This window comes from Vibrio sp. 1S139, assembly GCF_041439475.1.
GTDB lineage: Bacteria > Pseudomonadota > Gammaproteobacteria > Enterobacterales > Vibrionaceae > Vibrio > Vibrio crassostreae_C.
In genome coordinates, this window is sequence record NZ_JBGOOD010000062.1 from 1 (window position 1) to 26,878 (window position 26,878).

The 26,878-nt window shown below is 41.8% G+C and carries 16 protein-coding genes and 2 pseudogenes; 3 read left to right on the plus strand and 15 right to left on the minus strand.

Features of this window, described 5'->3' with window-relative positions; genetic code table 11:
• Nucleotides 1-70: 70 nt before the first annotated feature.
• The 13 genes from tssG to ACED46_RS17630 form a co-directional block, all read right to left on the minus strand.
• Entirely contained in the window at nt 71-1,102 is a 1,032-nt protein-coding gene (gene tssG / locus ACED46_RS17570) for a type VI secretion system baseplate subunit TssG (RefSeq protein WP_371722017.1), read from the minus strand.
• Entirely contained in the window at nt 1,066-2,814 is a 1,749-nt protein-coding gene (gene tssF / locus ACED46_RS17575) for a type VI secretion system baseplate subunit TssF (RefSeq protein ID WP_371722018.1), read from the minus strand. Before tssF ends, tssG begins: the two co-directional genes overlap by 37 nt.
• Nucleotides 2,815-2,824: 10 nt before the next feature.
• The gene (gene tssE, locus ACED46_RS17580; protein ID WP_017064522.1) at nt 2,825-3,235 is read right to left on the minus strand and encodes a type VI secretion system baseplate subunit TssE; all 411 of its coding nucleotides are present in this window, start codon (nt 3,233-3,235) and stop codon (nt 2,825-2,827) included.
• Between the two features lie 60 nt (nt 3,236-3,295).
• Nucleotides 3,296-4,771, minus strand: coding sequence for a type VI secretion system contractile sheath large subunit (tssC, locus tag ACED46_RS17585; protein WP_371722019.1), 1,476 nt, complete (start codon nt 4,769-4,771; stop codon nt 3,296-3,298).
• A gap of 8 nt (nt 4,772-4,779) precedes the next feature.
• Entirely contained in the window at nt 4,780-5,286 is a 507-nt protein-coding gene (tssB, locus tag ACED46_RS17590; RefSeq protein ID WP_017064520.1) for a type VI secretion system contractile sheath small subunit, read from the minus strand.
• Between the two features lie 17 nt (nt 5,287-5,303).
• Nucleotides 5,304-6,878 carry a type VI secretion system protein TssA gene (tssA, locus tag ACED46_RS17595; protein ID WP_029235906.1) on the minus strand — a complete coding sequence of 525 codons (1,575 nt, stop codon included), beginning with the start codon at nt 6,876-6,878 and terminating at the stop codon, nt 5,304-5,306.
• Nucleotide 6,879: 1 nt separating this feature from the next.
• Nucleotides 6,880-8,871: a serine/threonine protein kinase gene (locus ACED46_RS17600; RefSeq protein ID WP_371722020.1), complete on the minus strand. Its 1,992-nt coding sequence runs from the start codon at nt 8,869-8,871 to the stop codon at nt 6,880-6,882.
• A gap of 667 nt (nt 8,872-9,538) precedes the next feature.
• Entirely contained in the window at nt 9,539-10,492 is a 954-nt protein-coding gene (locus ACED46_RS17605) for a hypothetical protein (RefSeq protein ID WP_371722021.1), read from the minus strand.
• Nucleotides 10,485-11,477, minus strand: a complete 993-nt coding sequence (locus ACED46_RS17610) for a DUF2169 domain-containing protein (RefSeq protein ID WP_371722022.1) — start codon at nt 11,475-11,477, stop codon at nt 10,485-10,487. Before ACED46_RS17610 ends, ACED46_RS17605 begins: the two co-directional genes overlap by 8 nt.
• Entirely contained in the window at nt 11,458-12,777 is a 1,320-nt protein-coding gene (locus ACED46_RS17615; protein WP_371722023.1) for a hypothetical protein, read from the minus strand. Before ACED46_RS17615 ends, ACED46_RS17610 begins: the two co-directional genes overlap by 20 nt.
• Nucleotides 12,778-12,802: 25 nt before the next feature.
• Nucleotides 12,803-13,288, minus strand: a complete 486-nt coding sequence (locus ACED46_RS17620; RefSeq protein WP_017062589.1) for a hypothetical protein — start codon at nt 13,286-13,288, stop codon at nt 12,803-12,805.
• Nucleotides 13,288-15,366, minus strand: coding sequence for a type VI secretion system tip protein VgrG (tssI, locus tag ACED46_RS17625; protein ID WP_136974948.1), 2,079 nt, complete (start codon nt 15,364-15,366; stop codon nt 13,288-13,290). The genes ACED46_RS17620 and tssI overlap by 1 nt, the downstream gene beginning before the upstream one ends.
• A gap of 74 nt (nt 15,367-15,440) precedes the next feature.
• Nucleotides 15,441-15,959 (minus strand): Hcp family type VI secretion system effector, encoded by a 519-nt coding sequence (locus ACED46_RS17630; protein ID WP_012600867.1) that lies wholly within the window; start codon nt 15,957-15,959, stop codon nt 15,441-15,443.
• 470 nt (nt 15,960-16,429) lie between these two features.
• On the opposite strand from ACED46_RS17630, the gene tssH reads away from it, so the two are divergent.
• The 3 genes and pseudogenes from tssH to ACED46_RS17645 all read left to right on the plus strand — a co-directional run.
• A complete protein-coding gene (gene tssH / locus ACED46_RS17635) occupies nt 16,430-19,123 on the plus strand; it encodes a type VI secretion system ATPase TssH (RefSeq protein ID WP_371722024.1) in 2,694 nt (897 codons plus the stop codon).
• Nucleotides 19,110-20,490: pseudogene (locus ACED46_RS17640) on the plus strand (sigma 54-interacting transcriptional regulator); the annotation flags it as partial. The gene tssH and the pseudogene ACED46_RS17640, both read left to right, overlap by 14 nt.
• 83 nt (nt 20,491-20,573) lie before the next feature.
• Nucleotides 20,574-20,738: pseudogene (locus ACED46_RS17645) on the plus strand (helix-turn-helix domain-containing protein); the annotation flags it as partial.
• Nucleotides 20,739-20,817: 79 nt separating this feature from the next.
• Here the strand turns inward: ACED46_RS17645 and ACED46_RS17650 are convergent.
• Both ACED46_RS17650 and ACED46_RS17655 read right to left on the minus strand, forming a co-directional pair.
• On the minus strand, nt 20,818-25,509 hold the full coding sequence (locus tag ACED46_RS17650; protein WP_371722025.1) for an OmpA family protein: 4,692 nt from the start codon (nt 25,507-25,509) through the stop codon (nt 20,818-20,820).
• Nucleotides 25,502-26,737 carry a TolB family protein gene (locus ACED46_RS17655; protein ID WP_371722026.1) on the minus strand — a complete coding sequence of 412 codons (1,236 nt, stop codon included), beginning with the start codon at nt 26,735-26,737 and terminating at the stop codon, nt 25,502-25,504. The genes ACED46_RS17650 and ACED46_RS17655 overlap by 8 nt, the downstream gene beginning before the upstream one ends.
• Between the last annotated feature and the right edge of the window lie 141 nt (nt 26,738-26,878).

Genomic DNA, 26,878 nt, shown 5'->3' on the forward strand with positions numbered 1-26,878 from the left:
CAGCTAAATATCCGTTTAGATTCAAACAGTAATGCTTATCCGAACGGCATTGCTCTTATGAGCGGCTTTTTTAAATGCCTCCAATTACTCTAATCTTCGCATCTTTCGTACCTGCTTGACCCAACCAAAAAGTTTGCCCCAAACTCGTCCCATCACCTTGACCGAGTTGGTTCTTTGGAACTGAGTCTAAATCAACGGTTAGCTTTAAATCCCAAGACATGGGGTCACGAAGAATAAAACGCATCAACCCCACTAAAGTTTTATGGAAATCTCCTCCATAGGAGAACTTTCGGAACGTCTCGAAATCAATGTTATCAATACAAAGATTAAACTTACCGTTTAGATCTGGGATGCTCTTACCTAAATGTAAATTTGAACCCAAAATACAATTCGTTCTATTTAATTGATTCCTTTGGCATTCGGCAATTTTTACTCTTCGAAAGACCCACTCTTCGATTCGAACACTTGGTAATGAAAAATAGTGCGCAACAATGCCAGAAATCAGTTTCGGAGAGCGTGTCCTGGTAGATAGCTGATTGACGTAAGACAAAATCTTTGCACGATCAAGCACGATCGTATCAGACTCTTGAATAACATTAGACAACCCTGCTAGGTGCAGCATACGCCCAGAAAAGTCATCTGTTGCATCGCTTTGATACTGAACATGATAACGGTACTTTTTCCAAACACGATAGATTAAACTGGTATATCTATTATGAAAGAAATCAAAGAAGTCTCTAACTGGATTATCATCATCATCTCTACCTACTAATTTTTCTGTATAGTTCGCGGGCAAAGGTGAACTTGAACCGTGTAATCCTAAAAAGTTAGTTTCAATTCTCGAATAGTGCTCACCAGACCTTTCCATATGACTGATGAATTCCATATCACTTTTGGGGAAACAGAGGTTTGGTGAGACACTAAACGCAATTCTCTCTTGATAAAAATATTTGTTTTCACCAACCGCTACAAAATCACTGCCCGGTAATAGTTGGTAGTGCTTCTCTAACAACAAAACTGCTTGAAAAAAGCTAAATTCGTTTATTTTTTCTGATAATTCATCAATCATAAGATTGTTTGCTGTCCAGTTAAACTTGCCCATTGGTAGCTTTCGCCACTGCGTTCATCGTAGACTTCTAACTCTGTAAATGAGTTAACACTTGAATATAAGCGTATGAACTCATTCAATACATTTGCCATCAAAAACATGTCCCCTTCATTGACAAAAAAACTAGAGTTCATCTTAAGCTTAAATTGATTACCACGAACGGATACCCCTCTAAACACTCTATCGATAGGTTTCATTTCTGATGAGATAATGCCGTCAAGCCTGTGCAACGAAGCCCTATGAGCCTGCCTATCCACTCTAGAATGGAAGTCATATGTAGACAGTAAAACCTTGAGTACATCAATATTAGAGAGCGATAGATAATTCAATGACATATTAGCAATCAGTTGCCATTGGAGTTCGCCATTCACTTGCGGGCTAACAGATTGCGTAGGTTTAGTAATATTACTAAACGTGGCGTAAGTTGGAGATTTATGTGTGGTATATATGATGTCTCCTACAGACAATCTTTCAGACAAATCTGCATTACTGCACAATAACTTCATCAAAACCGTTTCGGTTCCTAGGTCTGCAATATCCCCATTGTGGGTATGAAAAGATATATAACGCTCAAGCCCTCTTCCACTCACTCGCTCTGAAACTTTTGACTTGTAGAAATCACGTTTATCTCTTTGATTTATTTGGTGTTCAAAGGACTCAAATTCAATAAGAGATTTTCGTCGCCTTTCATTTTTGCTCCAACTTTCTACTTGGTTTATTGAATAAACTTCGTAGTGATCCTGGTTGTCACTCTGTGGCCGAACTTTATACTCATTTCGGCGATGTTCAAGCCGAATTGGATCACCATCTTTTTCGAATAGGTTCACAGCTGGCGTGCAATGTAACCTTAAGTGCTTATCTTTCAGGACAACTTCGGCAGGTAATGCTCTCTTAAAGTGGAATTTAAGGTTCACGGTACTTCTTTGTGGTATCCCTTTTAGCCAATCGAGACCCGTAATATCAAAAAACATAAATTTGTCTGGTAAAGAAAAATATTCTTGCAACAAACGATAACCTGCAAATGAATTGTCGCTATATGGCAGTATCGCTTCGTCGTCTTGGTACCCAACCGGTTTAACAAATTCAGGTCCAAGTTTACGTTTATACCCACCGCCCACGTCTAACTCGACGTAGTCTAAGTATCTAAATATCCATAAGAAAAGAATTCTAGTTATATGGATCTCACCATGTAAATGAAACCTTAATTTATCTAACCCGATACGAGATAACTCTAGCCCATGTTCAGTCGCAAGTGTCACATCAACAGATGAGCTTGTTCGACTGTTGCTTTGGTCAATGCTTGTGATTTTTAAGGGGAAAAGCTCTACGTCATAGCAGGTTCTGAATAAACATTGCGTACCTTCCACTTGTTCACTAGCCATCTCAGCCCCGCGCTTTACCACTGTTTTTTCAGTGACACTTCCCGAGTGTGGCGTTAGTTCGCTAATGCATAACGAAGGAGTCGAGCGCATGTAATGTGGCCACAACAGCGTCATTAACGACTGAGTGAGCTCTGGGAGTTCATCATCAATCTTTTCTCTAATACGGCCAGTAAGAAACGCAAAACCTTCAAGAAGACGTTCTACATCAGGATCGAATGTTCCTTCAGACAAAAAGTTGGTCAGTTTTGGATTGTACTTGGCAAATTCGCTGCCGGATTCTCGTAGATATGTGAGTTCATCTTGAAAGTATTTACTGTTACTCAATGGGCACCTACTAAACGTTAAATTGGCCGTCAGTTCCCATATAGACATCGATAGACATCGGAACTTTTCCACCGTTGTGTAAGACTTCTCCGCATATGCCAAAGCCTAATTGAAGAGGGTTGTTGTGATTTTCTCGGTAATGTACTTCAACACTTCGTAGCCGAGGTTCGAAGCTTTCTATTGTGGAAGTGATGTTCTTTTGGATGTGACGAACTAAATTGGTGTTGTTCGATAGAACATCATTGAAATCAGGTAAGCCATATTCCCGATCGATCATTGAATTACCCGCATGAGTATTAAGTAAATCAGCAAGGTGCAGATGAATGGATTCAATTAAATGCCTATGTGAAACCACTTTTTCATAACAATTTTTCGGCTCACCAAGTTCAATTCGTTCTAATAATCGGTAACCTTTTTCCATATAACACTCTAAGAAAAAAAGCAGCCAGTAAACCTGGCCGCTTATTTATTTCCAAACTTATTATTGGTCTAGCTTACCAACCAAACATAAGTCAAAGCTCGCGCCCATGTACTTGAAGTGAGGACGAACAGACATCGATACTTTATACCAACCTGGGTCACCCTCAACGTCAGACACTTCGACTTTAGCCGCTCGTAACGGTCGACGACCACGAACTTCTGCTGGCGGGTTCTCTTGGTCAGATACGTATTGACGGATCCATTTATTTAGCTCAACTTCCAAATCGGTACGCTCTTTCCAAGAACCAATTTGCTCACGTTGAAGTACTTTAATGTAATGAGCTAAGCGGTTAATAATGAACATGTAAGGTAGCTGAGTACCCAACTTGTAGTTCATCTCAGCTTGCTTGCCTTCAGGTGTATTCGCAAACACTTTTGGTTTTTGAACTGAGTTTGCCGAGAAGAACGCTGCGTTATCAGAACCTTTACGCATTGTTAAAGCCATAAAGCCTTCTTCTGCAAGTTCATACTCACGGCGGTCAGAAACCAGAATTTCGGTTGGGATCTTAGTTTCGATCTGACCCATCGCTTCAAAGTTATAAACCGGTAAATCGGTTACCGCACCACCACTTTGCGGGCCAATAATGTTTGGACACCAGCGATATTTTGCAAACGACTCACTGATCTTTGAAGCCATAGCATAAGCTGAGTTACCCCAAAGGTAATTGTCATGGCTGTCCGTAACCATTTCATCGTAGTCAAATGCCTTAATTGGGTTGTCTTCAACTGAGTATGGCGTACGCAGCATAAAACGTGATGTACACAGCCCAACATAACGTGCGTCTTCGTGCTCACGGAATCCGCGCCACTTAGTATACTGAGGACCTTCAAATACCGACTTTAAGTCTTTTAAGTTTGGTAATTCTTCATAAGAATCTAAACCAAAGAATTGAGAAGATGCAGAAGTAATAAATGGTGCATGAGACATAGCACCTACATTACCCATATATTCCATTAGTTTAATATCAGGCGAAGACGCAGATAGTTGGTAATCACAAATAACGGCACCTACAGGCTTACCACCAAATTGACCGTATTCACGAGTATAAATCTGCTTATATAAACCTGATTTCACTACTTCAGGAGCATCTTCAAAATCATCCAGAACTTCGTCTTTCTTAGCCGAAATAAGTTCGATTTGAATGTTTTCACGGAAGTCCGTGTGATCAACAAGATATTTAAGACCACGCCATGTTGATTCAATCGCTTGAACTTCTTCGTTGTGAAGAATTGCATCAACCTGTTTAGACAACTTTTGATCAATCTCAGAGATCATCAAATCAACTAAAGACTGGTCTACTTTTTCTACTGTTGAGCTGCTTAATAACTCACCAATGAATGCTTCAACGCCACGCTTTGCAACGTCAAAACCCTCATCACTTGGTTTAATGCGAGTCTCATTTAAAATGCTATCCAGAAGAGAGCCTGACTCAACTAGAGCTGCTTCTTGTTCTGGTGCTTGTGCTTCTGCCGACATGATCTTCCTTACTCTGCTTTTTCGCCTTGGTCTGCACCAATGCTTAGTTCATCCAAAAGTTTCTTTCTTGCTTCTTCATCTTGAAGAACTGCTGCAATCTTCTTACGGAAAGCAGGTACATTCCCTAGAGGGCCTTTCAATGCAACCAAGGCTTCACGAAGTTCTAGTAAACCATTCAGCTCAGGAACGCTCTTCGCAATCGACTCTGGAGTAAAGTCCTTCATATTTTTGAATGTAATATCAACGCCAATTTGCGCACCTTCTTCATCAGAAAGACGGTTTTCAACATTTGCTTTGATATTCGGTGCGTAACCTTCTAATACTTCGTTAAAGTTATCTTTATCGATATTAATCGGATTACGCTCTTCGATCGGAGTTTCATCTGCACGAGCAGTGAAGTCACCGACAACCATCATACTTAGGGGCAGTTCAACATCATCAGACGCATCGCCTGTTGCTGGAACATAACGTATATTAATTCGCTCTTTCGGAGCCACCGAGCCATCACGTGACATAATTAGTCCTTTCTAGTTTATTGCTGGTCATAAATTGTTTCCCATTCGCTATATCTCACAGGTAAAAAATCCTTAGTTCGATATAGTTCCTTTAGAGTTTTTTGAATTAGATTTTCTAAAGAAAAAAACAAATGGGGTTCCCAAATTGATAGATTTAGTTCCTTAGCCACCGCCCAACTTTGTTCCAAGTAAGGCAAGCACAAAGGGTATAAACCAACACTTTGGTAGGCTTTCACTAACTTTAAGTGCAACATGAATTGTCCACGACCGGAGTTATCCAACTCGAGTTTGTTTGACAGTTCAGCCACATATTTACCCAAGTCACCTAGGGCAATATCCTCCATCTCAGATAGATCATCTTCAGCTACAACAATAGTTTGAATTATTGACGACTTACCCGAAGGACAAGCGTTACCTGTAGACAACCAAGTAATCGTTGCTTCATCCGCAAATGGAATAGAATTTTTGAAAGAGAGGTTCTCAATTCCCTCAAAAGAATCGACAAATCTCTTTGTTTCTTGCTTTACAGCCAACGCAGCTTCGTCATACCCAAGATTGTCTAACATTGAATAAACGAAATAATGCCCAGTCAGCCAAAATGGCGCATCAGTAAGTGTTCGCTCTAAACGCTTGATCGTATCGATATCACTTTCTTGATTTGCTTTATCTCGATATTCCGCCTGCTGGTCTGATGACACAGCGAGGCTAAGAGGCGTTAGATTGTCTTTGTGATCAGGTAAACCATCAACGTCGGCCCATGTCAGGTGACGGTAAATCCGATATCCTAAAGGTTCAGTCGGATTTGAATGCACCATGATCTCAGACACTTTTTTTAACGTACGCTTTGATGCAGCCGGAGATGAAAAATCTGTGTCAACGTCTACAGTGCTGTGCTCTCGAGGTTTACTTCGTTTCTGATTAGGCGTGGTGTGCGTCTTCGGACTGTCAGCTTCGTGGCTTTGTGGAACGATCGCTTTCTCGGACAGTGCAACAACATCAATGAGCGGTTCGGAATCAGCCAAACTGTGTTCAACCAACGTTTCTTCATTTAAAGATGCGTTCTGCATTAGTTGATTCAAATGACTTTTTAATTCGAAAAAGTCTACATCAGAGTCTTGAAATATCTCGTCAAACTGACGCTGGATACCTTCAGTTAGTGTGATACATCGAGATAGAACTTCCCAGTCAAGGGATTCTGCAGACAATTTAGTCGCGACGAGTTTGAATTGATGATTGAGCCACTCAACAGCCCCATCTCTACCTCTTTTACGTTTAGGGTATAACTCATGACCAAAACGACTGATTGAGTCATTGAGCAAAGATAATCCTTCCTCAAGCCCTATCTCGCCTTTGTCCTCTACCAAAGAACGGATCAGATAACAAAGCGCTTTAAGATCCTTACTATGCTGACTTAGCACTTCAATCGAATGGACTTTTACTATATGCCAGTCAACAGTCTCACCAAATAATGAACCAAATTTTTTCACTTCGGCTTCCATCATTTCATAGCAAAACTCGTACCTAGCATCCTCACCAGTTGGTGAGTGTTCAGATATTGGTGCTAATAGCGTTTCAGTATCGATCAGACTCAAGTTAACCTCTGCTTTCAGAATTGTAATTTCTAATTGCTCGCTCGATTGCTATAGCACCTCGCGCTGGTTTAGATAGTTGATGACTTTTGTCTATAGAATCACTTGCCATACTATTAAGAATTTCCGTTATTTCGCTGAATTTCTTAGGGGCATTAGTCTCTAGATCAGCTAACGAGTCGTGAAGTTTCTGTCGGCCAAATACTGATTGTTCAGTTACAGTACTGAACAAGATAAATTCGCTTCTTGCTACTTTTAGAGCTCTTACTTTAGCTTTCAATTTTGGCGTGTTACCAAAAAATGATTGCGCAGCTTCTGCCTCAAGAATTGCTTTGGTGTAATAATGCTGCTTTGCATTTTTCTCTATCGAGGCATCTATTCCGCTGAGCACTTTTCGCGGTAATACATGACTATAAAAGTAGGCTCTTGACTGGTTTACTTTCCAAGCAGTTTCAATATCACTGTCTGCAACATCTGATTTCCCATCTAAGATGAGTTCGACTAAACGCTGTTCTTGATTCCCACCAAAGGCGGCAATATTTTGTGAATTGATGGTCGCCTTATTCAGACTTGCCATCGTTTCCGTCAGCGCTTTATCTGCATAAGGAAATAGAGAGCCGTCACTGTTCAGTTTTTCTCGCAAAACAACGAGATCATGCCGGATCGACATCAGAGTTTTAGGAAGTAGATCGACCGCCCCTTCATATTCATTCAAGTCCGATTCATAGTTTTTATACAACTTAGCTAATTTGCTCTGTTGGACTTCATAAGCTTCTCGGTAAGGAGCTGTCGAGACGACATCTTTTTCCATATCTTGTAACGCGAATTCAATATCCCATGGAGACTGCGCTAAAAAAGACGCGGTTTGTGCAGGTTTAATCGTGCTCACAAGGCTACTCGAACTGTTGGTCGATTTAACAATCGATTTCCATTCAGGCTGACCTTGGTTATATAAATATGTACCAGTGATAATCACGACACACAGAACCAAACTCGCTTCTAAGTATCGAAGCCGACCACTTTGAATTCTGTCAATAGTTCGATGTTTGGTTAGAACGAGATCAGCATTCCGTAAACTACTAAATAAGGGAGCACTTACATCAGCACCAAATTTTTGGGTATCGATCTTGGCTAGTTGCTGCGCAAACGAAGTCGCTGTATACCTGTGCTGTCGAGGGTTGTTGACAACATCTTTAATTAACTTCCATACATGGTTAGGGATTAAACCTGGTCGTTTTTTTGCTTGTAATTGAGTTGTCCAAGCATCGCCAAATGCAGCTCCAAGAAATAGATGCCCAGTTAATAACGCCAATGAATAGACGTCATCTTGAGGTTGAGCCACGCCAGACTTTATAAACGCAGGAGACGCATAGCTCATGCTTGCTTCAGCGTAAGTATTAGATTCACCAACATAACGAGCAGCACCAAAGTCGATCAACTTTACATAATCGGACTCTGTAACAATAATGTTTGAAGGTTTAATATCTAAATGGCAGACACCTCTCGTGTGCATAAACTCAAGCGCACCAGACAATTGATATATCAGCCACGCAATATGGTCATGCCTAAAACCTTTAGGAGTATGACGAGCCATTTTTTCAGCCAAAGATTCTCCCTGAATCCACTGATACATAAAGTATGGTCGATCGAACTCTTTGCCTATTTTAATGAAATCAGCAACACTCGGATGTTGAGACATCTCAAGACGACTGGCTTCATTAATGATTAATTCATTCGCAAGTTCAGATGAACCTTCATTTAGAACCTTACAGCAAACCTGTTTTTCAGGGTTCCCTTTCTTGGCCAGGTGATAAACAGTCGTTTTGCCATTTTTTGAAGGTAATGTATCTAACACGTCAAATTGGGAGAAAATCACATACTCTAGCTTGGGCTTATTTTTATTAGCCATATTCTGAGCTTGCTGATTTTTCTTTTCGATCGCTTTCACAACCAACTTATCTAGATAACCTTTGGCTGTCCCTTGCTTTTCTGGCACGCTAAACTCTTTATCAAACGAAATAAATTAATGCTAGATAATAATTACTGTCCAATACCCTTTTCAATAGCAGTATTTAAAACCATCGGTAAGACTATTAATTCAGTTATTATTACTAAACAACCGAACATTACGACAAACGCTTTAACTAACTATTTTTGGCTAAAAATTAGGGTACTTATCCACGTAAATAACGAACTAAACATACATTGTTAACTGAGTCACATTTTTAGTTCATTCTAATAAAAACGAATTGTTCGTTTATCTGAGTAATGTTCAGAAATAATATTGATTATCTCTATAATTGGAATAGGTGTTTGGGAAGTGGATTCACCAAATAGGAATTAGGAATAGTTCGATATCAAGTGAGTATGGTAAAGCACTGAAATACTGCTCACTTATCATAAAACCATCAAGCCCCGCTCCTAAGCTTGAGTTCGTCATTGGAATGTACAACGCTATACTTAATTACGATGATAAAAATACACATCAGTTTCATCAAGGTGTTACAAATTTAGAGATAGAGCGGTGCAGCAACTAAAGCGGCTTGATGAATAAGGTGGATCTAAATAAACGCTAAGACTAACTTTGTCTACTGAATCGCCTTTCAGATAATTGTCGTGTGATAATGATTATAATATAAGCGTTTCGTATCACGGCTATGCAGTCAGGTCTGTTTCATACAAGTGAGTTGGAGCAACGCCCTTTCTCCTTTAACATCAAACATTAACAGGGTTACAGGGCTATTATGCGTTACCTCTTGGATAGTGCAGGCCATTAATGCCAATGCAGAACAACTACCCAATGTACCCCATAAATCATTAATTAAAGTGGGCTGCTGTGGGTTATCAAAACATTCGGCGCGTGCACCTAACGCGAATCCATAATCTTCAGTATGAGACCTCAGATTAGTCATATCAGAGAATACAGGCCCAAAACTCTTGATATTGCGACTCGCATTCCTGACGAGCTTCATTACTGACCTTCGCGTTGTATTTGCAGGTTCTACTTCGAAATAACCTAACTTTGCTTTGGGTTTAAGCTTTAACGTTTGCACCAAGTTATTCCGACATAACAGTAAACCCGCCCCGCCCTCACTCGGTATTATGCCCCATGGATTAGTTGAACTCATGACATCTCCAGCTTCGATTAAGTCACTGAGATCATCAACAAGTGAATCTACTGAGATACTCATTATTGCATCGAATTGGTTCAACTTAGCCAATGATGTGGTCAAGTATGATGGTCCACTTTGTTGAACCACTTCATAACGTGATATTGAATCACAATGCTTACATTCACTTAACCACTGACTCATCTCCACAGCAGAAATAGAGCCCGGTACATTGACGAGTAACGGAATAGGCTTTAATGATGTAGGTAACTGCTTTAAAAGAGAGTCGATCAAGCTCTCAATAAGCTCTTTACACTTATCAAACAATGATGTCTTCGAAGTGTATTCAATATTGGCGAAGGTGAACCTTTCTATTCCATCCAAGTCCACTTTCTGGTCAAACCTTCCCAAATCCGCTTTGGCGACTGTTGTGGCGATATCAAGGTTCATGCCGGTTGGTGTCATGGCCTCCATCCCAATAACAAATCGTGCTGAATTGTTATTCATTATCGGAAAACTCCTGTTTTTTATGAATCTTCGTTGACACTAACAGGTGCTCCTCACCTTGACATGGAAACGCAGCGCTATAGCTGATTGAAAGTGTGCGAGTCTCGGTATCGATGAAAACGGTAGAAATAAACATATCAGCTTGATAATTAGCATTTTTGAACTGCGCTTCTGCGACATACATTTCCTGAGGGAAGCGGAAAGAGAGTGCATCATTATGGCAAAATCCACTCATCATCAATCGTTCACCGCCAGATATGAAGCCTTTGCATTGTTGGTCTAGTGGCGCACTCTGATAAAAACGCTGGTCAAAGTCTACGGGATAAAGAGGTTTCCTATTCTCTAGCCAATCGTCATCAAAAGTGCCAGCATATTGCTGACGAGCCCCGAAAAATGGGGCTAACGGGCCAAATCCAGCAACCCGTGTATTCTTGGGTGTCGCACTCCAATCTTCCGTAGGATAAAAAACCGAAGGAACCTTCTGTTTCAATAGTTCACCTTTGCTATCAGCAACTCCTCCACCGAGTCGATTTCTTAAATCGCCGCCTATGGCACATGAGAAATCGATCTCTTTTTCGACAAATGGGAGTGGTTTACTCAATGTTACACTGCCACCATGCTCAATCCATTGCCTATCACCAAGTACCGAGATGGTTTTATCAATGTGACCGTCAATCAAAAGCCGACACTCGTGGTACGTAACTGCCTTTTTTGCATAGCTTCGTGCCTTACCGAAAATCAGCACATCAGTATTGGCTTTGACTATGGCAAATTCATGGTCTACTTTCATGGCGGAGAGCCCCGCTTCACCCAAATAAATCGGATCGTCGTAAATCTCTGACTCTTCTTGCTCCGTCCAAACTGAATCTACGAGTTTCCAAGAGCGTTTTCCAACAACAACCCACACCTCATCGCCATTCTGATCTCGTTGGAATCTGCCTTTAATAGAAAGGTCAGGATGATTCTCAATATCCCACAACTGCATTATTATTCCTTAAATTGAACCTTTCTGAGGCTGCTGAATTCTGAGTTAATCGTGTGATATTCCAGTTTTGTTGATGAGCAGGCATAGTAAAATCCCAAGGAATGTATGATCGAGTGTGAAGACAAACCTGTCGCCAAATCCAAACCCTAAATACGGTACTAACCTGAGTATCGAACATGGCTTGTATACTGGTTTCTAAGGTCAAAGGTTGCCCCATTCGACTTGGTGATACTTGTATGTAAGCACCACTTTCAACCCACTCTGTTAACTTTATGAGTATTTCATCCCATTCAATGTCGAGGCCAAAATTTTCTGGTGTCACTGGCATACGTTGTCCATAGACAATATAGAGCGCCTGAACCCATTGCTCGCCATCGAACTCATCAAGGCTTAACATCAATTCAACTATTTCAGGAACGTGCTCATTCAGGCCATGTAAAACAAACTCAATTGGCGCCAGCGCACCGCTCGTATCAAACTTGGAAAACTCTTTGAGTTCTAAAAGTTTGGCAAAAGTAATGACTTCAGGATCAAAGACACCATCGACGGATACACCGAACTCCTTACGAAACCATGTATTCCTGTCTTCCTTCGCAAGTAATCGTTCAAACAAATTCTGACTGCCCGCAGTATTTTCAACTAACCAAATGACGCTCTCTGAATCATTTTGTAAAGATAAAAACGAATGCGTTTTATGATCGGAAAATCGTTTATCTTTGAGCCAACGTTTTAATAAACCGACAGTAATACTCTGACGTAACTGTATGCATTCAAGGAAAAGTAAGGGAAGCTTACAACCACCTTCAACCATTCCGATGATCACAGAGTCGATGTCTGATAATGATGACTGAACAACTAGCAATTTTGCGGTTTGGTAATCCAAATCATCAAGTATCGATAAACCACAAAGTAGGTTTTCGTGCTCTTGTCCAATTTCAGAATTCAACATGAGCCAAGCATAAATGGTTGGTTCGCTCTGCTTTAATTGATGAATCAATCCCGGAGCCAATCGATAGAAAGACCAATAAACATTTTTTAGGTCTTCAATCTGACGCTCAGCCAGCGCTAAATACTCCAGTTTAACGCTTGGGTATCCCCTTTTATGTACTTGTAAGCGTTGCTTTAACAAGAAACCGAGTGTCTCCGAAGCCAGTGACAGCTTTTCATTACACATATCCAGCCACTTGATAGGAAGCTCGTCCAATAAAGCGAGCGTACTTTCCGCATTAGTGATGGCGAGTTCCAAATCTTCATTAGTAATCGGCTGGTTTAGTTGATCAATACCTATTTTTTGACGCATCCGTGAATCCAATCTAGTAACACGATCAATTGATCGCGATGGTGCCGCCTTGAATTTTTTGAGCCTTCTCTGCTTGGGAAGTCACATATTTGGCTTTGGTGGTAATTCGGCCATCACGGCCGCTGTAACGAGTCTCTGTTTCGCCACTTCTCACTATTAACTCTTGTTCCGTTTCAATAACCATTTTCTTTGCTCTCAGTACAAATTCATCAGAATCATCTAGAATGGAGAAAAAGATATCTGTGACTAAAGGGAGATTAAAATCGTTATTTAAAAATTCGATACGACATGAAAGTTTGTTATCAATAGCAAGTTGTAACTCGGCTAATTTGAACCCCCGCCCCAACCTCGCATTTATTGGTTGCTGTAAAGGGTTACCTTCGAAATCGACACGAACACCACTTTTAGATTCGTTAATCGATACAATTGTTCCAAAACGCGAAAAGCAAGCCGTTGATTCGGCTTGCTGTTCGGTGATGGTTTGGATAATTTGGGTTTGTTTTTCCATCATTAATTGATCGCTACGTTTCCACCTTTGACTACAACTTTATCGCTTCCTTCAATGGTTATTGAAGAACCGGACAACTTGATAGAACCATCACTATTCATCACTAATGAAGACCCACCCGTTTTCAGTACTATCTTGTCACCGCTTATGATCTGGGTCGCACCATCGGCTTTGTATGAAGTATTTCCTTTAACAGAAACCGTTAAGTTGCCACCAACCGTTTGGTTATCATCAGCTCCAATGTCAGAACTTTTTGAAGCACCTACCGTTAAGTTGCTATTTTCGCCCACATCCAAGTCATCATTCTTACCAATCTTGGTAATTTGATTGTCTCCAATTTCTAGATCAGAGTTATTCTTAACATATTGAGTCTCATTGGCATTGTAAGTAACGGATACATCTTGTTCGACAGTTTCAGTAAACGTACTGTTAACTTGGGTGGTCTTGTGTCCGTCAATGGTCTCTTTGTGATCACCGTGAACATCATTTGTCTGATGGCGTGCAACCTTTAAAAACTCATCTTGACCTATGTCGCGATAACGGTTATTTAAAACCTTGGTCGACATGTCCTTTTGCGCATGAATGTAGACTTCTTCTTGGTTAGCTTCATCTTCAAAGCTCAACTCGTTATAGCCTGTCCCTTTATGCGTTTGCGTTCTAAAAGTTGTCCGCGTTTTGTTCTCTGGTAACGAATATGGAGGATAATGAAGTCCGTTATAAACTGCGCCAGTAACTAAAGGCCTATCAGGGTCTCCCTCTAGGAAGGTAACAACCACCTCATGGCCGATGCGAGGTAGGTATACCGCCCCCCAAGTCGGTGCAGCCATTGATTGGCTAACTCGAATCCAACAACTCGAATGCTCATCGCTCTCGCCATAACGGTCCCAATGGAACTGGACTTTGATTCGCCCAAGCTTATCGGTATAGATCTCTTCACCTGCAGGCCCCACGACAACCGCTGTTTGCGTACCTTCAACCAAAGGAGCTTCAAGTTTTGGAGCTCTAAACTCAACATGTCTAGGAATACACGCGAACTGATTATGATATGTAGTTGGCAGACCATTAGTTTCGTCTTCATGCACCTGAGGGTCATGACCACTATGCATCACCGACAGCATGAGGTAATCGCGGTTAATTGCCGAACGTGGATGCTCACTGATACTAAAACTGTATCCAGACGCCAGTCTCATGACATTACTGGTCGCCTCTACTTGCTGATTATCTACAACGTGCTCTGACATCCATTCATTTGATCTTACTTGCCCCATTGCTGGGTCAACGTAACGTCCTGGAAAATCGAATAATTTCAAATCTAAATCGAGTTCGCCGGAACTGCTCATTTCCTGAGGGATCTTCGGAAACTCGTAGTTATAGTCAGTGTAAGTAACGTGGCCGGTTTTCACTCGATTCACAAGTTCAAGATCAGAGATATGCTCGCGATCTGCAACACCACCACCATCAGCATGATAAACAATAGGACCCAAATAAGACCCGTTAAGTGGTGAGCTCAATAACTCAGCTATTGCATCATTACTGTCGACAATAACCATTGTGTGGTTAGCTTCTGTATGCTCAAAGTAGTACCACATACCATGCTCAGCCAAAATTCGTTGAACAAACTCTAGGTCTGTCTCTCGATATTGGAGCACGTATTCTTTTGAAGGATATACGCCTGACAGCTCTAATCGATAATCAGTTACTGACGCATCATCTAAAACTTCAGAGATGATCGCCGACGCTGATTTTTGTTGAAATATTCGGCAGTCTTGTCTTTGGCTCAAAAACCAAGCTTGCGGAACAAGAGTCAGTTGGTAACGGGAGAATCTCCTACCCGATCCAAGGTAACGAACTTCATTAACTACGCCGTGAAAGCATCTCGCTGAACTGACACCTTGGCCATATAGAGTCAAGCTACCTGGTTTACGGATAAGTGCATCAAATGAGATATCAGGATCAAGTGAAAGTAATGATAGGCTGATTTGAAAAGGCTTTGAAAGCTCTTCGATTACCTGAAAGCTCTCCACACGAAAATCATGCTCAGAGCCTTGCAGTTCAAACTTAAATTCTACGTCATTCACCATATCTTTTACCTGATACTAATAATAGAAATAGGGCCAACAGCAGTTGTTGACCCTTTGTTTTTCACGAAAAGCGATTAAGCTTCGCGTGGAGCACGCCAGTCATCGTTACCAGCAGTACCACAGTTCTCGTGAGTTACTTCGATTGCACGGTAAGTCAGCTTAAGTACTTCTTCAGTTACACGATCTGAAGTTGCAGCGTCTTGACAGTGATTCATACGAGTTTGAATATCTACAAGTAGTGCATCAATTAACTTGATTGAGTAGTAGTGCTCTTGCTTACCTTGTACTGAAGTACGGTAAAAACGGATTACACACTCAGGAAGCTTTTCGCCAGACACTAATGCGTTGAATAACAGAGGTGAACAACGGTCTTGTACTTTAGTTACTACTACAGGGCGGTGAACACGTTGACCTGTTGGTTGGCCACTTTGTGGGTCACGTGGAACTGTTAGTACGTGATCAAGTTCTTGAACTAGGAACTCATCAACGTGAGCTTCTTGCCAAGTGTTACCTACAGAATCTGCAGAGTAAGTATCTTTAGTAATGTGACCTTGAGTTTCACCATTGATAGACATATATGCTGGAGTTGGCATCGATATTTCCTTTTTAAAATTTATAATTCATTAATTCATTAATTCATTAATTCACCAAATCGCTTATCACCGCGACTGGTTAAGCTAATACAAACATCATGCCAACTTTATAAAACCAATGAATACAGTCAGTTACAAAAAATCACCCGTTATAAACATTATATTTAACAACAATTTGTTGTTTATAAAAACGATTTATTGAACGTGGATACTAATAAATTGAATTTAAAACACAAAGGCAAAATAACTATCTCGAAGATTAGAAATAAAGTCAAAAAAACTAGTAATTAAATCATAACACCTAGACTATTTATTATTTTTAACGGGATTTTAAATATTAGTCAGATAAAAAGCCAAAACAAACAATAAAAGTAACCAATAAACAATAGTAAATTCATCACCGAATAAAAAACCAGTTATCAATTTTAGTATAATTGCTGCATCCCATATACATAACTAATAGAACTAAAATGATAAATATAAACCTTTCCTCTTTAATACAACGTCTGCACCCTATTGTAAAAGTCGCTTTAGAGGATGCCGCTGCATTAGCCGTATCGGAAAAAGCCAATGAAGTGCAAATTGAACACTATCTATTAAGCTTATTAGAAAGGCCAAATAGTGATTTTGATATCTTATTAAGTCATTTCGATTGCTCAGAGACCATTTTAAGGCAATCCATTCGTTCGACTTTAGATACCAACACAACAGGCAACGGCAGCAAGCCCGTTTTTTCTTCGCTTTTAATCGAATGGCTTCAAGAAAGTTGGTTGGTCTCATCTTTAGATCTATCCGAAACTCAGATTCGCTCTGGCGCCCTACTTCTTACACTCGTGAGTAACCCACTACGCTATGGTCAGCACGGCTACGCTTCAATCTTAGACGGTGTAAACCCAGATACCTTAAAGCGTAACTTTTCTGAACTCACAACAAACTCTCTAGAATCTTTAGCAACGACATCAGAAAAAACCGACACACGTGAAGATGGTTCGGCATTAAGTAAATTCACCACCGACTTTACCGGCAAAGCAAGAAAGGGCGAGATCGACCCAGTATTCTGCCGTGATCAGGAAATCCGACAAATAATCGACATATTGGCGCGACGCAGAAAAAATAACCCAATCGCCGTAGGTGAGCCGGGAGTTGGTAAAACAGCGGTGGTAGAGGGTCTTGCATTAAAAATTACCGAAGGAGATGTGCCAGACTGCCTCAAAGGTGTTGAACTATACGGCCTAGACATGGGCTTACTTCAAGCAGGAGCGAGTGTAAAAGGTGAGTTTGAAAAACGCCTTAACGCAGTACTAGATGAAGTGAAGAACTCACCGACTCCAATCATTTTATTTATAGATGAAGCTCATACGCTAGTTGGCGGAGGCAATCAAGCTGGGGGCAGTGATGCTGCCAACCTACTTAAACCCGCTCTAGCACGTGGTGAAGTAAAAACAATTGCTGCCACCACATGGTCTGAATACAAGAAATATTTCGAAAAAGATCCAGCTCTGGCGCGCCGTTTCCAACTAGTAAAACTCGATGAGCCATCAGCTAGTCAAGCCGCATTGATCATCCGAGGCTTAAGACCAGCCTATGAAAAATCACATAACGTGTACGTACGTGACGACGCAATCACTGCCGCAGCAAACTTAGCTGATCGTTACATCACTGGACGCCAACTGCCAGATAAAGCAATCGACGTGTTAGATACGGCTTGTGCTCGCGTCAATATTAGCCTTAATGCAACACCGGCACCTGTCGAAACATTGCATCAAGAAATTGCAGCTGCGAACCGCGAACTCGAAGCTCTTGAGCGTGACCAACTGCAGCAAACCGGTGACAAACACAGTGCCGCTTTAATTCCTGATCTAAAAGAGAAGATTGAAAAGGCCACCGAAGAACAAGCTACCCTTCAAGTTCAATGGAAAAAAGAACAATCTCTTATTCAAGAAATCATTGAACTGCGTAGCCATCTTTATAGCCTTACTACTCCTTCGACTGAAGAAGACCGTGATCCTAAAGCTGACAATGCGCTTCAAGACAATGAAGCACTAACAAGTGACAAGCCAAATTGTCATGAATATTCTGAAGAGCAGACTCGCGAAGCTATTCAATCTTGTAACGAACGTTTAGATAACGTGCGCGGTACCAATCCACTCGTTCACTATGAAGTGGGTCCCAACGAAATTAGTCATGTAATTTCTGATTGGACAGGCATCCCTATTGGTAAGATGCTTCAAGATGAGTCGCAAGCGACCTTAAACTTGAAGCAAAACCTAATTCAAAACATTAAAGGCCAAGAATTTGCCATTGATGCGCTTGCTGAAGGTATTCAAACCGCAAAAGCGGGATTAGGTAACCCAGATGCACCAACGGGTGTTTTCTTATTGGTTGGCCCAAGTGGTGTAGGTAAAACAGAAACCGCTCGCGCTATCGCTGATCAGATGTTTGGTGGTGAACGCTTCATGACAACCATCAACATGTCTGAGTTCCAAGAGAAACACACGGTTTCTCGTCTTATTGGTTCTCCTCCTGGCTATGTTGGTTTTGGTGAAGGCGGTATGCTGACCGAAGCAGTTCGTCAGCGCCCTTACTCTGTTGTTCTTTTAGATGAAGTTGAAAAAGCAGATCCAGAAGTACTCAACCTGTTCTACCAAGTGTTCGACAAAGGCACGCTAAATGATGGCGAAGGTCGTACCATCGACTTCAAAAATACACTCATCATCATGACAAGTAACCTTGCGACTCATGAGATTGAGTCTTTAGTTCACCAAGCGAAAGACATTGATGCCAATATCGTCGCTGAAGCCATTCGCCCAACGTTGAATCAACACTTCAAGCCAGCCTTGTTGGCTCGTATGTCCGTGTTGCCATTCCTTCCACTTTCAGACGCAGCAATGACTGATATCATCCATCATAAACTGAAGAAAGTGTCTGAGCGCCTGCAAAGCCACCACAAACTGGCACTTTGCTATGGTGATAACTTAGTGGAATTCGTATTAGGCAACTGCCGCCTTGCAGAGACGGGAGCTCGAAATATTGATGCCGTTATTAACCGTCAACTATTGCCGCAGCTTTCGACTCAACTACTGGTGAATGACAAGGGTGATTCACATACTCAAATTGACGTTTCTGTGGACGAGCAAGGAACTCTAACCTATGCGTTCAGCTAACCATAGTGAGCTTAGTAACGCCCTACTTGCGATCAGCCAATCTCTGGCTGATCGCAGCCAGTTAGCTCAAACTTTGGATGCCGTTCTCACAGCAGCAAGGCAAATGACTTTCGCGAAACATGGCATCATTTACGTGCTTGACCAAACCGGTCAAGCCTTGATTCCGAGCACTGCACACCACCATGAAAAAGTCATTGCCTCACATCCTTGGGAACCACTGCAGTTAGACACAGTAAGTGAAGCCGACCCATTCAACTTCGCCGTACGTAACGGCGAAGTTGTCTTGATCAATGAGCTATACACTTATAATGGTTATGACTGCGAAGGCATCTATCAAACCGAGCAAACGTTAGGTCTAAAAAGCAACAACTTACTTGCTTGGCCATTGATTGATGATGAAGGCAAAACCATTGGATTATTGGTTTTGCTCGATTTAAGCGTTATCGATAACGAAACCGCACTTACCGAGTTTTGCCGAATGGCGGCAAGTAATATTCGCCATGCCATTTGGTTAGAGCAATATGGACAAGTGATTAAGAGTTTAAGCGCCGATAACCAAGCATTGGTCCGTGAAAATACTCAGCTAAAAAAGCGGACAAAGAAAACCTATCAAGGTCCGATCGCTGAAAGTGAAGAGATGGTCAATGTATTGAGCCGACTTGATAAGGTGCTCTCTCTGCCTGTCGACGTCTTACTAAGAGGCGAGACAGGTGCGGGTAAAGAAGTCATTGCAAAATACATTCACGAAAACTCGAATCGTTCAGATCAAGCATTAATCGTTCAGAACTGCGCCGCAATTCCTGAACAACTTCTGGAATCCGAACTTTTCGGACACAGAAAAGGGGCATTTACCGGTGCAGACAAGGACAAAGTTGGCTTATTTGAAGCAGCAAACGGTGGCACCCTGTTCCTAGATGAAATTGGCGATATGCCAATGCTACTTCAAGCTAAACTACTGCGTGTGCTGCAAGAACGTAAAGTTCGTCCTGTTGGTGCCAGCAAAGAAATTGAAGTGGATGTCAGAGTCATTGCAGCGACACACTGTAATTTAATGCAGCAGATTAAAGACGGTGACTTTAGGGCCGATTTATTCTATCGCTTGAATGTTTTCCCTATCACTTTACCACCACTGAGATCCAGACAAGCGGACATTATCCCACTTGCTGAGCACTTTGTTCAGCACACCACGACGATGTTAGGCTTGCCTCAATCACCAGGCTTGAGTGCTAATGTGAGAAACCAACTGCTCGCTTACCCTTACCCGGGTAACGTGCGTGAGCTTAAAAACATCATCGAACGCTCGGTTCTGCTTTCCGATTTCGAAACCATTACTCAGATTGAGTTTGGTGAACAGATCCCTGAAGAGGTAGAACACCATCAAGTCGTTGCTCCAGTTACATCGGCAATACAGCCCACGTTTGAACCTGAACCTCTAGGAGATGACGATGTCGCAGTTGGCCTAAAAGAGGTCGTCAGCCAATACGAACGTACCGTAATTATTGACTGCTTAAACTCTTGTAATTGGCACACGAAACGAGCGGCAGAGCAACTGTCGCTTCCATTAAGTACGCTCAATCACAAGATGAAGAAATACGATATTTCTGCGGCGGGTTGAGCTCCGTGGATGAGCAAACTGAGTAGATCGATTGATTAAGTTCCGATTGACAATAAAAACCGCCCTAAGGCGGTTTTTTTTATTTATTGAGAATGGACGCTTCAATGATAGTTGCTAAGTAGGGGTCTCTAATCCAGGTTACCAGACGCTCGGTACGCTCTGCTGGTTTCAGTTTTGCCCAGTTGATGTACATATCTTTGTCAACTTTATAGCTTGGGTCTTCACAATCAGAAAAATAAGATAATTCATCTACATTTTTGTACTGCCTGTCCAACGACATCTCAAAGCTTCCAAGTTTGAACGGCGTCTTTTCCGCTGTATTGCGTTGTGCTAGAGAGGACACCTTTAGAACTGCTTCTTGGAATCGACCAAATGTCGAAACAACGGGTCCAAATGGTCGAAGCCCCTTGATTTCTTGACCGTTCAGCGCTTTAAATGCGAACTCGAAACGAGACACGTAGACTACCTTACCATCGAAATCTTCATCCATATCTATGTAGGATAAAGCCTCAGAAACGAAATCTGAGTCTATATTTTTGTTAATCACATCACTGTCATTTAGCGTCCATTTAGACCCGTCCTTCTTTAGTATCCCGATGTAAGTAAGGTTACTTAGATATTCAGGGCCAGCGGTAGTTTCAGAGCCGAATACGGCTTCATTATCAAAAGTAGTAGAGAGCTTTAGTGAAACTGGAACACTCTGCCATTCGAGGTTTTGGCCCTGATACGACTCTTTTCTGTGCTTACCACCAATGAGCATAACTTCCATAGCGAATGACTTATTCGAAGTCCAATCAAAGCCTTTGAGCTCATCCGCAGTAGTGAACATACTCTCCTCGTTCATAAACTGTCGTTTATTTCCGTAGTTGACCGCAATCGCACTGTGCTTGATGTCATCGATAATAGGCTTTGTCGGGCCTTTATGAACTTTACTATGTAAGACAAAATCTAGCGTTAACAAGTCTTTCTCTGACACACTATTTCCGTTCGCTATAAAACCCGATTTCGCAGAGAGTGTATGGTTATGGTTTGTATCAACCCCTACAGGAATCTGTCTAGGTGAAGTAATAAATCGTCCGACTGTTTTGTCCACTCGTACTGGTAGCTTATAATTGCTTCCAGATAGAGTGAACTCATAGGTCATGTTTTTGAAGCCACCGCTGTGTACATATTCTTTGAGTACATCTTGTTGGGAGTCAATTTTTATCACTTGCCCAAAAATCGGACCGAGAGCAACTTTCGATAAATAGCCACTATAATCAACTAAATCATGCTTGGCGATCAAAGGCTTCACTCCAGAGAAGACATCATCACCAAAGTAAAAATACGGCTCAAACTCACAACCAATAAAGACTTTGCTGTCTACTTTTTCCGCCTCAAAAAATTCGGCCAACTCGCCTTTGGGGTCTACACTAAATTCCTCGTGTTTCATCGGTTTGAACATCAAATTAAACTTAGGCCCACTGGTATTAAGTAAACCGTCAGTGCGCTGATAAGACATCTCACACTGAAACACATTTGACGTCATCTGTTTTAGACTTTGTTTGCCTAACACCATTTGCCACTTCAAACGGTGGAAAGGCGATAATCGCACCTTTTTATTTGCTTTTAATCGTGCCTTCTCCCAATCATCAAAGGTGACCCATTTAGAATTGTCATGAGGCTCAGAGACTAATAACCTAACGAACCCTAGGTCCTCTTCTGATAATTTTTTAGACTCAACATTAAACTGTGTCGCAAACTCCACTAAGCCTCGTTGTTGATCGCGATTATAGAGCTTGTCTTGCACTGGAAACGCTACATTAAACGCCCCAGAAACATCTTTCCTTTTTGGAGCAATATAGTTGGCTTTGTTGAGAGTGATGATTTGTTCAGCGATTTCTTCACCGTAACTTTCAACTAATTGCTTGTGTCCCTCACGACGCATGAGTTCTTGGAGCCACAAGTTACACAAGTTTTCTTTTAACTCTGTGTTTAATATCCAGCCGTCGGTTTCGATATATCGCTGAATGTATTCATCGATAGCTAATATTCGCCACTGTTCTGTGAACTCTTGTTCGCCCTCAGCACAAGCTCTCTGAATCAAAAGCACCAAACCATTAATAGCAAGTGCACGGCGTTGATAGCGCTTAATCAACTCCTTTGCACCCGTAGCTTTTCCTAGGTGCTCGACTAACGCCTCTGAAGACGTAAAATACATCTCGGTCAATTGAGTATTAATTTCAGCCAATGAATCAATAATCTCTGTGGTTTCATGGCTAAGTTGTTCAATTGCAGATATGCTTTTTCTAACTTCGTTGTAGGAAGACAAGTAATAATCGAAGAGCGCAGAGTCTAGCAACTGGGCGCCACTCATCAGCATTTTCCCGCCTTCTTTGACAACGAAAAAGCCTCTTGCTGCCTGTCCTATTATCGGAACATAACAAGCCATACCAACGATCATCTCGAAGATAGCTAGCTTGAGCTCTTTTGCAATTGCTTCTTCTCCCAAGTTCGCATTTAACTGAGCTAAACGCGCTTGCTCCATAGCCTTAAAGCCGAGTCGACTCGGTGGAATTCTCGCCGCAAACTCTTGTAAGTAGATTCGAACTTCAACACGTCGGTTAATATTAAGTTGCGCGTTTTCGCGTTTGATTTCGTTGTTTGGTACCTCGACTATTGGTCGACGTTCGCCAAAAAATCGAATATCACTGACTGAAGAAAAGAACTCAGCAACATGCTGCGCTCGCTGTTGCGAAAGGTTTTGGTTATATTCTGAATCACCGTTTTGACAGGCATGCCCTTCGATTTCAACAACGGCATTTGGAATCTTAGATAATTCTTTATCGACAGCAGCCAAATATGACAAGTGCGGGGCTTGAACCTGATTGTTATCAAAAGGAAAAACCAAGCGTAAACCAGCACCTTTATGGTCTTTAACAAACATTGCACTGTCTTCAGCAACGTCATTAGGAATGACGTCAGTAAACGTTACATTGTCGCCTAACTTATCTATGATTTGCTTAAGTAGTAATTCCCCACTCTTCAGACTTTCTTTCCAGACTGGTACCCAGTTCAGATAATCGCGTGATACCTGCTCAAAATAACTTTTCCTGAGTTTAGCTTTCTCTTCTGCTAAGCGTAATTGCTCGCTTTTGTCAGTGATCTCTTTTATCTCATAGAAGGTGTTGATTGCATTGAGCCCTGCACCAGCAAAGGGCGACAAAAAGCTTTTGATACTGCCGTTACCTGTCAACCAAGTTCTTGCAGCACTCCCCGCCACAACGTGGGCACTACCATTTCTCGCAGGTTCAATAACCTTGGTAAAGAACTTACTTTTATCAAACCCTTTCTCTTTGAGAAGCGCTTTTAAACCCACTTGTGCTGCACGCTCGGATTCCGATGCCGCTTGGCGTAAATCTTGAAGAGCTTGGTAAGCTGCTGTGGTAGCCGACACCCCAAATGAAAATTCCAATGCAGAAATCATGGCTGGGGGTAACGTGCCCTTATCTACTTGTCCCCAAAACGTGTTTGCTAAACTCCCAATCACGTCATGTTTACTTGATGGATTTTGATGAATATTAATGCCAGCATTAACCAAACTTGGTGTAACTTTTGTGCCAACCTCCCACAACGCAGCACTCATACTCGCCGTCGTTCCGCTATTCTCTAGGTTTTCAAGCTCTCCCATTCGGAAGGCTTGTAGGGCTTTAAACTGCGTAGGAAATTGGTATATCAAAGACTCTTCAAGTGAGATCATGTCGCCAGCAACAACCGCGATCTTACCAAACGGTGTCGTTTGGCTAAGCGTGATGTACTCTCGTAGCTCGTAGGTGACTCTGGAGATAAGTCCAACCTCATCATATTCTTTAGTTACATTAGTAGCATTCTGGACAAATTCGGGAATTTTACCTGCAAACTCTTGGTCGAAAACCACTTCAATGGTGTACATGCCATCAGTAAAAACGTCCGACGCCAACGGAAACAACGCGATTGGACGATGCGAACCGCTGGTTTTATCAAGTTTAGCCTGCGTTACAACGCCCTCTTCTTGTAAGCTTTTGTGTGTACTCGTTGTTTCGTCGAAACGCTTTACATCAACAACAGCTAGGTCATAATCATCGGTTGAAAAAACTACAGCGAGAAATGAAAAAGTCGGCACGGTAAAGCCACGAATGGGTTTATCTTCAGGAACAGAGTCATACCACTTGTTATATGTAACTTGCTCATCAGATAGTGCTTGAGTGCCCGCTTCATATTTAGGTGCGAGCTGTGAACGCTTTACTTCTGTGACGGCGTATTCCACTTTTTTTTCTAGCGAGTTTAGCGTTTGCTCACCGCCATACGCTTTTAGATTCCCTAAGATAGAGGCAAGATCTGCGCACGCCTTTTTGATTGGGCGAGCATTACTCTGCGCACCAATCGCCAACTCTGTAAGCATTGACCATTCGGGAAAAGACAGCTTGTACGTCTTCTGTGCTAACTTATGTACTGGCGAACGCAGTGCCAAAACCTGATTGATATTGGTTTTTTGGTTTTTCTGCGTTGAATCACCCAGCACATGTAAACGACCTAAATCGTCTGTCGCCCAAAGAGCCGCGCTTTCCTCACCTAAATTTATGGCAATGGGAAGTCGTGACATAGGGCGGATATTTTTCAACTCTTCTAATAAGGTCAGGTCTTTTTCGATATTAATCGCTCTATATTGAGGGTTCTGTGCATCCCCAATATTAGGAAAATCGACACCGAACAAATAGACATCTGTTGGTAAATACTTAAAGTCATTACTCATCGTTTTCTACCTCCAGAAAGCGCCCGTCATTAGCATCGGCATTATATAACACTGGTGTTATCGTGTTTTGACCAGATTGAATCACCTTCCATGACTGTCGACCTTTTCCGGTCAATTCATAGCGATAATCAGACCCATAACGTTTTATGGTTATTATTGCTGCTCCTACCTGGGTTTCTCGGCCATCATTACTAATGTTTACCACCTTATCGTAAACTTTCTTTTCATCGCCTTCCTTAGAAAACGCAAGCCACGTTTTATCTTCAACGTTTATCAGCACCTTACGATACGAGTTGATTCCCCATACATACTTACCATTAGGGCTGATCGCAATTTGGCGGTAGATACGCTTCTCAATATCTACGGAGTCTTCAAACTCTTTTTCAGGTAAAATAGTGTATAAGCGTTTGAGTGTCTTGGCGTCATAAACCCCAACCCCCAAGCCCGCGGCATTGATTAACTTGCCGTCTACAATGACCGTATTTTCAGACAACGGTACGTCTACCTCTTCTTTGATTCCTGTCGCGAGTGTGTATTTAAAACGCTTAAAACCGTCTGAGAAATAGATGTAGCTAGAGTCGTCCGCCCAGACTAAATAAGGCTTGGTGCGCGCACTGCCCAGTTGAATGGTCTGCTGCGTTTTTAAGTCAAAGATCGCTTTTATCAGAGGCTCACCATAACTGTATGCATATGCCACATAACGATTATTGGGTGAGCGACTCATCATAAAGGTCTGTGGCGACGCCGTACTTGGCATATCATCCGTAACTAAACGTAAATCTGTCCCATCAATTTTCACGCTCCAAATTTTGTAGCCATTTTCGTAATCATTTACGAGAGGGTCTCGAGAGCTGACATTATTCCACCAAAACTGAATTCGAGGTTTGTCATAAGAGCTCGCATCAGACAAGTCTTCACGGGGCCACTCTTTTGCTCTGCGAACGGCATAGCCTGGTTTTACGGGAAGTGTACCTGGGTATTCAGGCTTGGACAGATCTTCAGAGTAAACAATAAAGTTGTGCTCACTTTGCCATTGGCAGCGTGGTCCTGTTACATCTTTGCGTTCCAATGACGTTGTTTCACCAACATCGTAACAAGCCTTCTGAGTAGGTTCTTTTTCTACGGATTGTGTTGTTGCAACATTCGAAGCTTGATTACTTTCGTCACCACAGCCTGTTAATAACATAACTGTCGAAAGAAGCGTGATACTTAACGTTGTTAGTTTCATTTTATAATAGTTCCGTGAGTTCAATGTCTTGATAAATTACTGACATTAATACCGTTTTATCTGAGTTATGAGATCGACAATGACGGGTTCATAGACAGAACCTTAAGCACTAAGCTCAGCGTAAATTCCGTCTAACGTAAT

What these genes read in the sequence shown, in the direction of transcription:
- tssG (WP_371722017.1), bottom strand. Translation starts at nt 1,102, where the DNA reads ATGGGCAAGTTTAACTGGACAGCAAACAATCTTATGATTGATGAATTA.
- tssE (WP_017064522.1), bottom strand. Translation starts at nt 3,235, where the DNA reads ATGGAAAAAGGTTACCGATTATTAGAACGAATTGAACTTGGTGAGCCG.
- tssC (WP_371722019.1), bottom strand. Translation starts at nt 4,771, where the DNA reads ATGTCGGCAGAAGCACAAGCACCAGAACAAGAAGCAGCTCTAGTTGAG.
- tssB (WP_017064520.1), bottom strand. Translation starts at nt 5,286, where the DNA reads ATGTCACGTGATGGCTCGGTGGCTCCGAAAGAGCGAATTAATATACGT.
- ACED46_RS17605 (WP_371722021.1), bottom strand. Translation starts at nt 10,492, where the DNA reads ATGAATAACAATTCAGCACGATTTGTTATTGGGATGGAGGCCATGACA.
- ACED46_RS17610 (WP_371722022.1), bottom strand. Translation starts at nt 11,477, where the DNA reads ATGCAGTTGTGGGATATTGAGAATCATCCTGACCTTTCTATTAAAGGC.
- ACED46_RS17615 (WP_371722023.1), bottom strand. Translation starts at nt 12,777, where the DNA reads ATGCGTCAAAAAATAGGTATTGATCAACTAAACCAGCCGATTACTAAT.
- ACED46_RS17620 (WP_017062589.1), bottom strand. Translation starts at nt 13,288, where the DNA reads ATGATGGAAAAACAAACCCAAATTATCCAAACCATCACCGAACAGCAA.
- tssI (WP_136974948.1), bottom strand. Translation starts at nt 15,366, where the DNA reads ATGGTGAATGACGTAGAATTTAAGTTTGAACTGCAAGGCTCTGAGCAT.
- ACED46_RS17630 (WP_012600867.1), bottom strand. Translation starts at nt 15,959, where the DNA reads ATGCCAACTCCAGCATATATGTCTATCAATGGTGAAACTCAAGGTCAC.
- tssH (WP_371722024.1), top strand. Translation starts at nt 16,430, where the DNA reads ATGATAAATATAAACCTTTCCTCTTTAATACAACGTCTGCACCCTATT.
- ACED46_RS17650 (WP_371722025.1), bottom strand. Translation starts at nt 25,509, where the DNA reads ATGAGTAATGACTTTAAGTATTTACCAACAGATGTCTATTTGTTCGGT.
- ACED46_RS17655 (WP_371722026.1), bottom strand. Translation starts at nt 26,737, where the DNA reads ATGAAACTAACAACGTTAAGTATCACGCTTCTTTCGACAGTTATGTTA.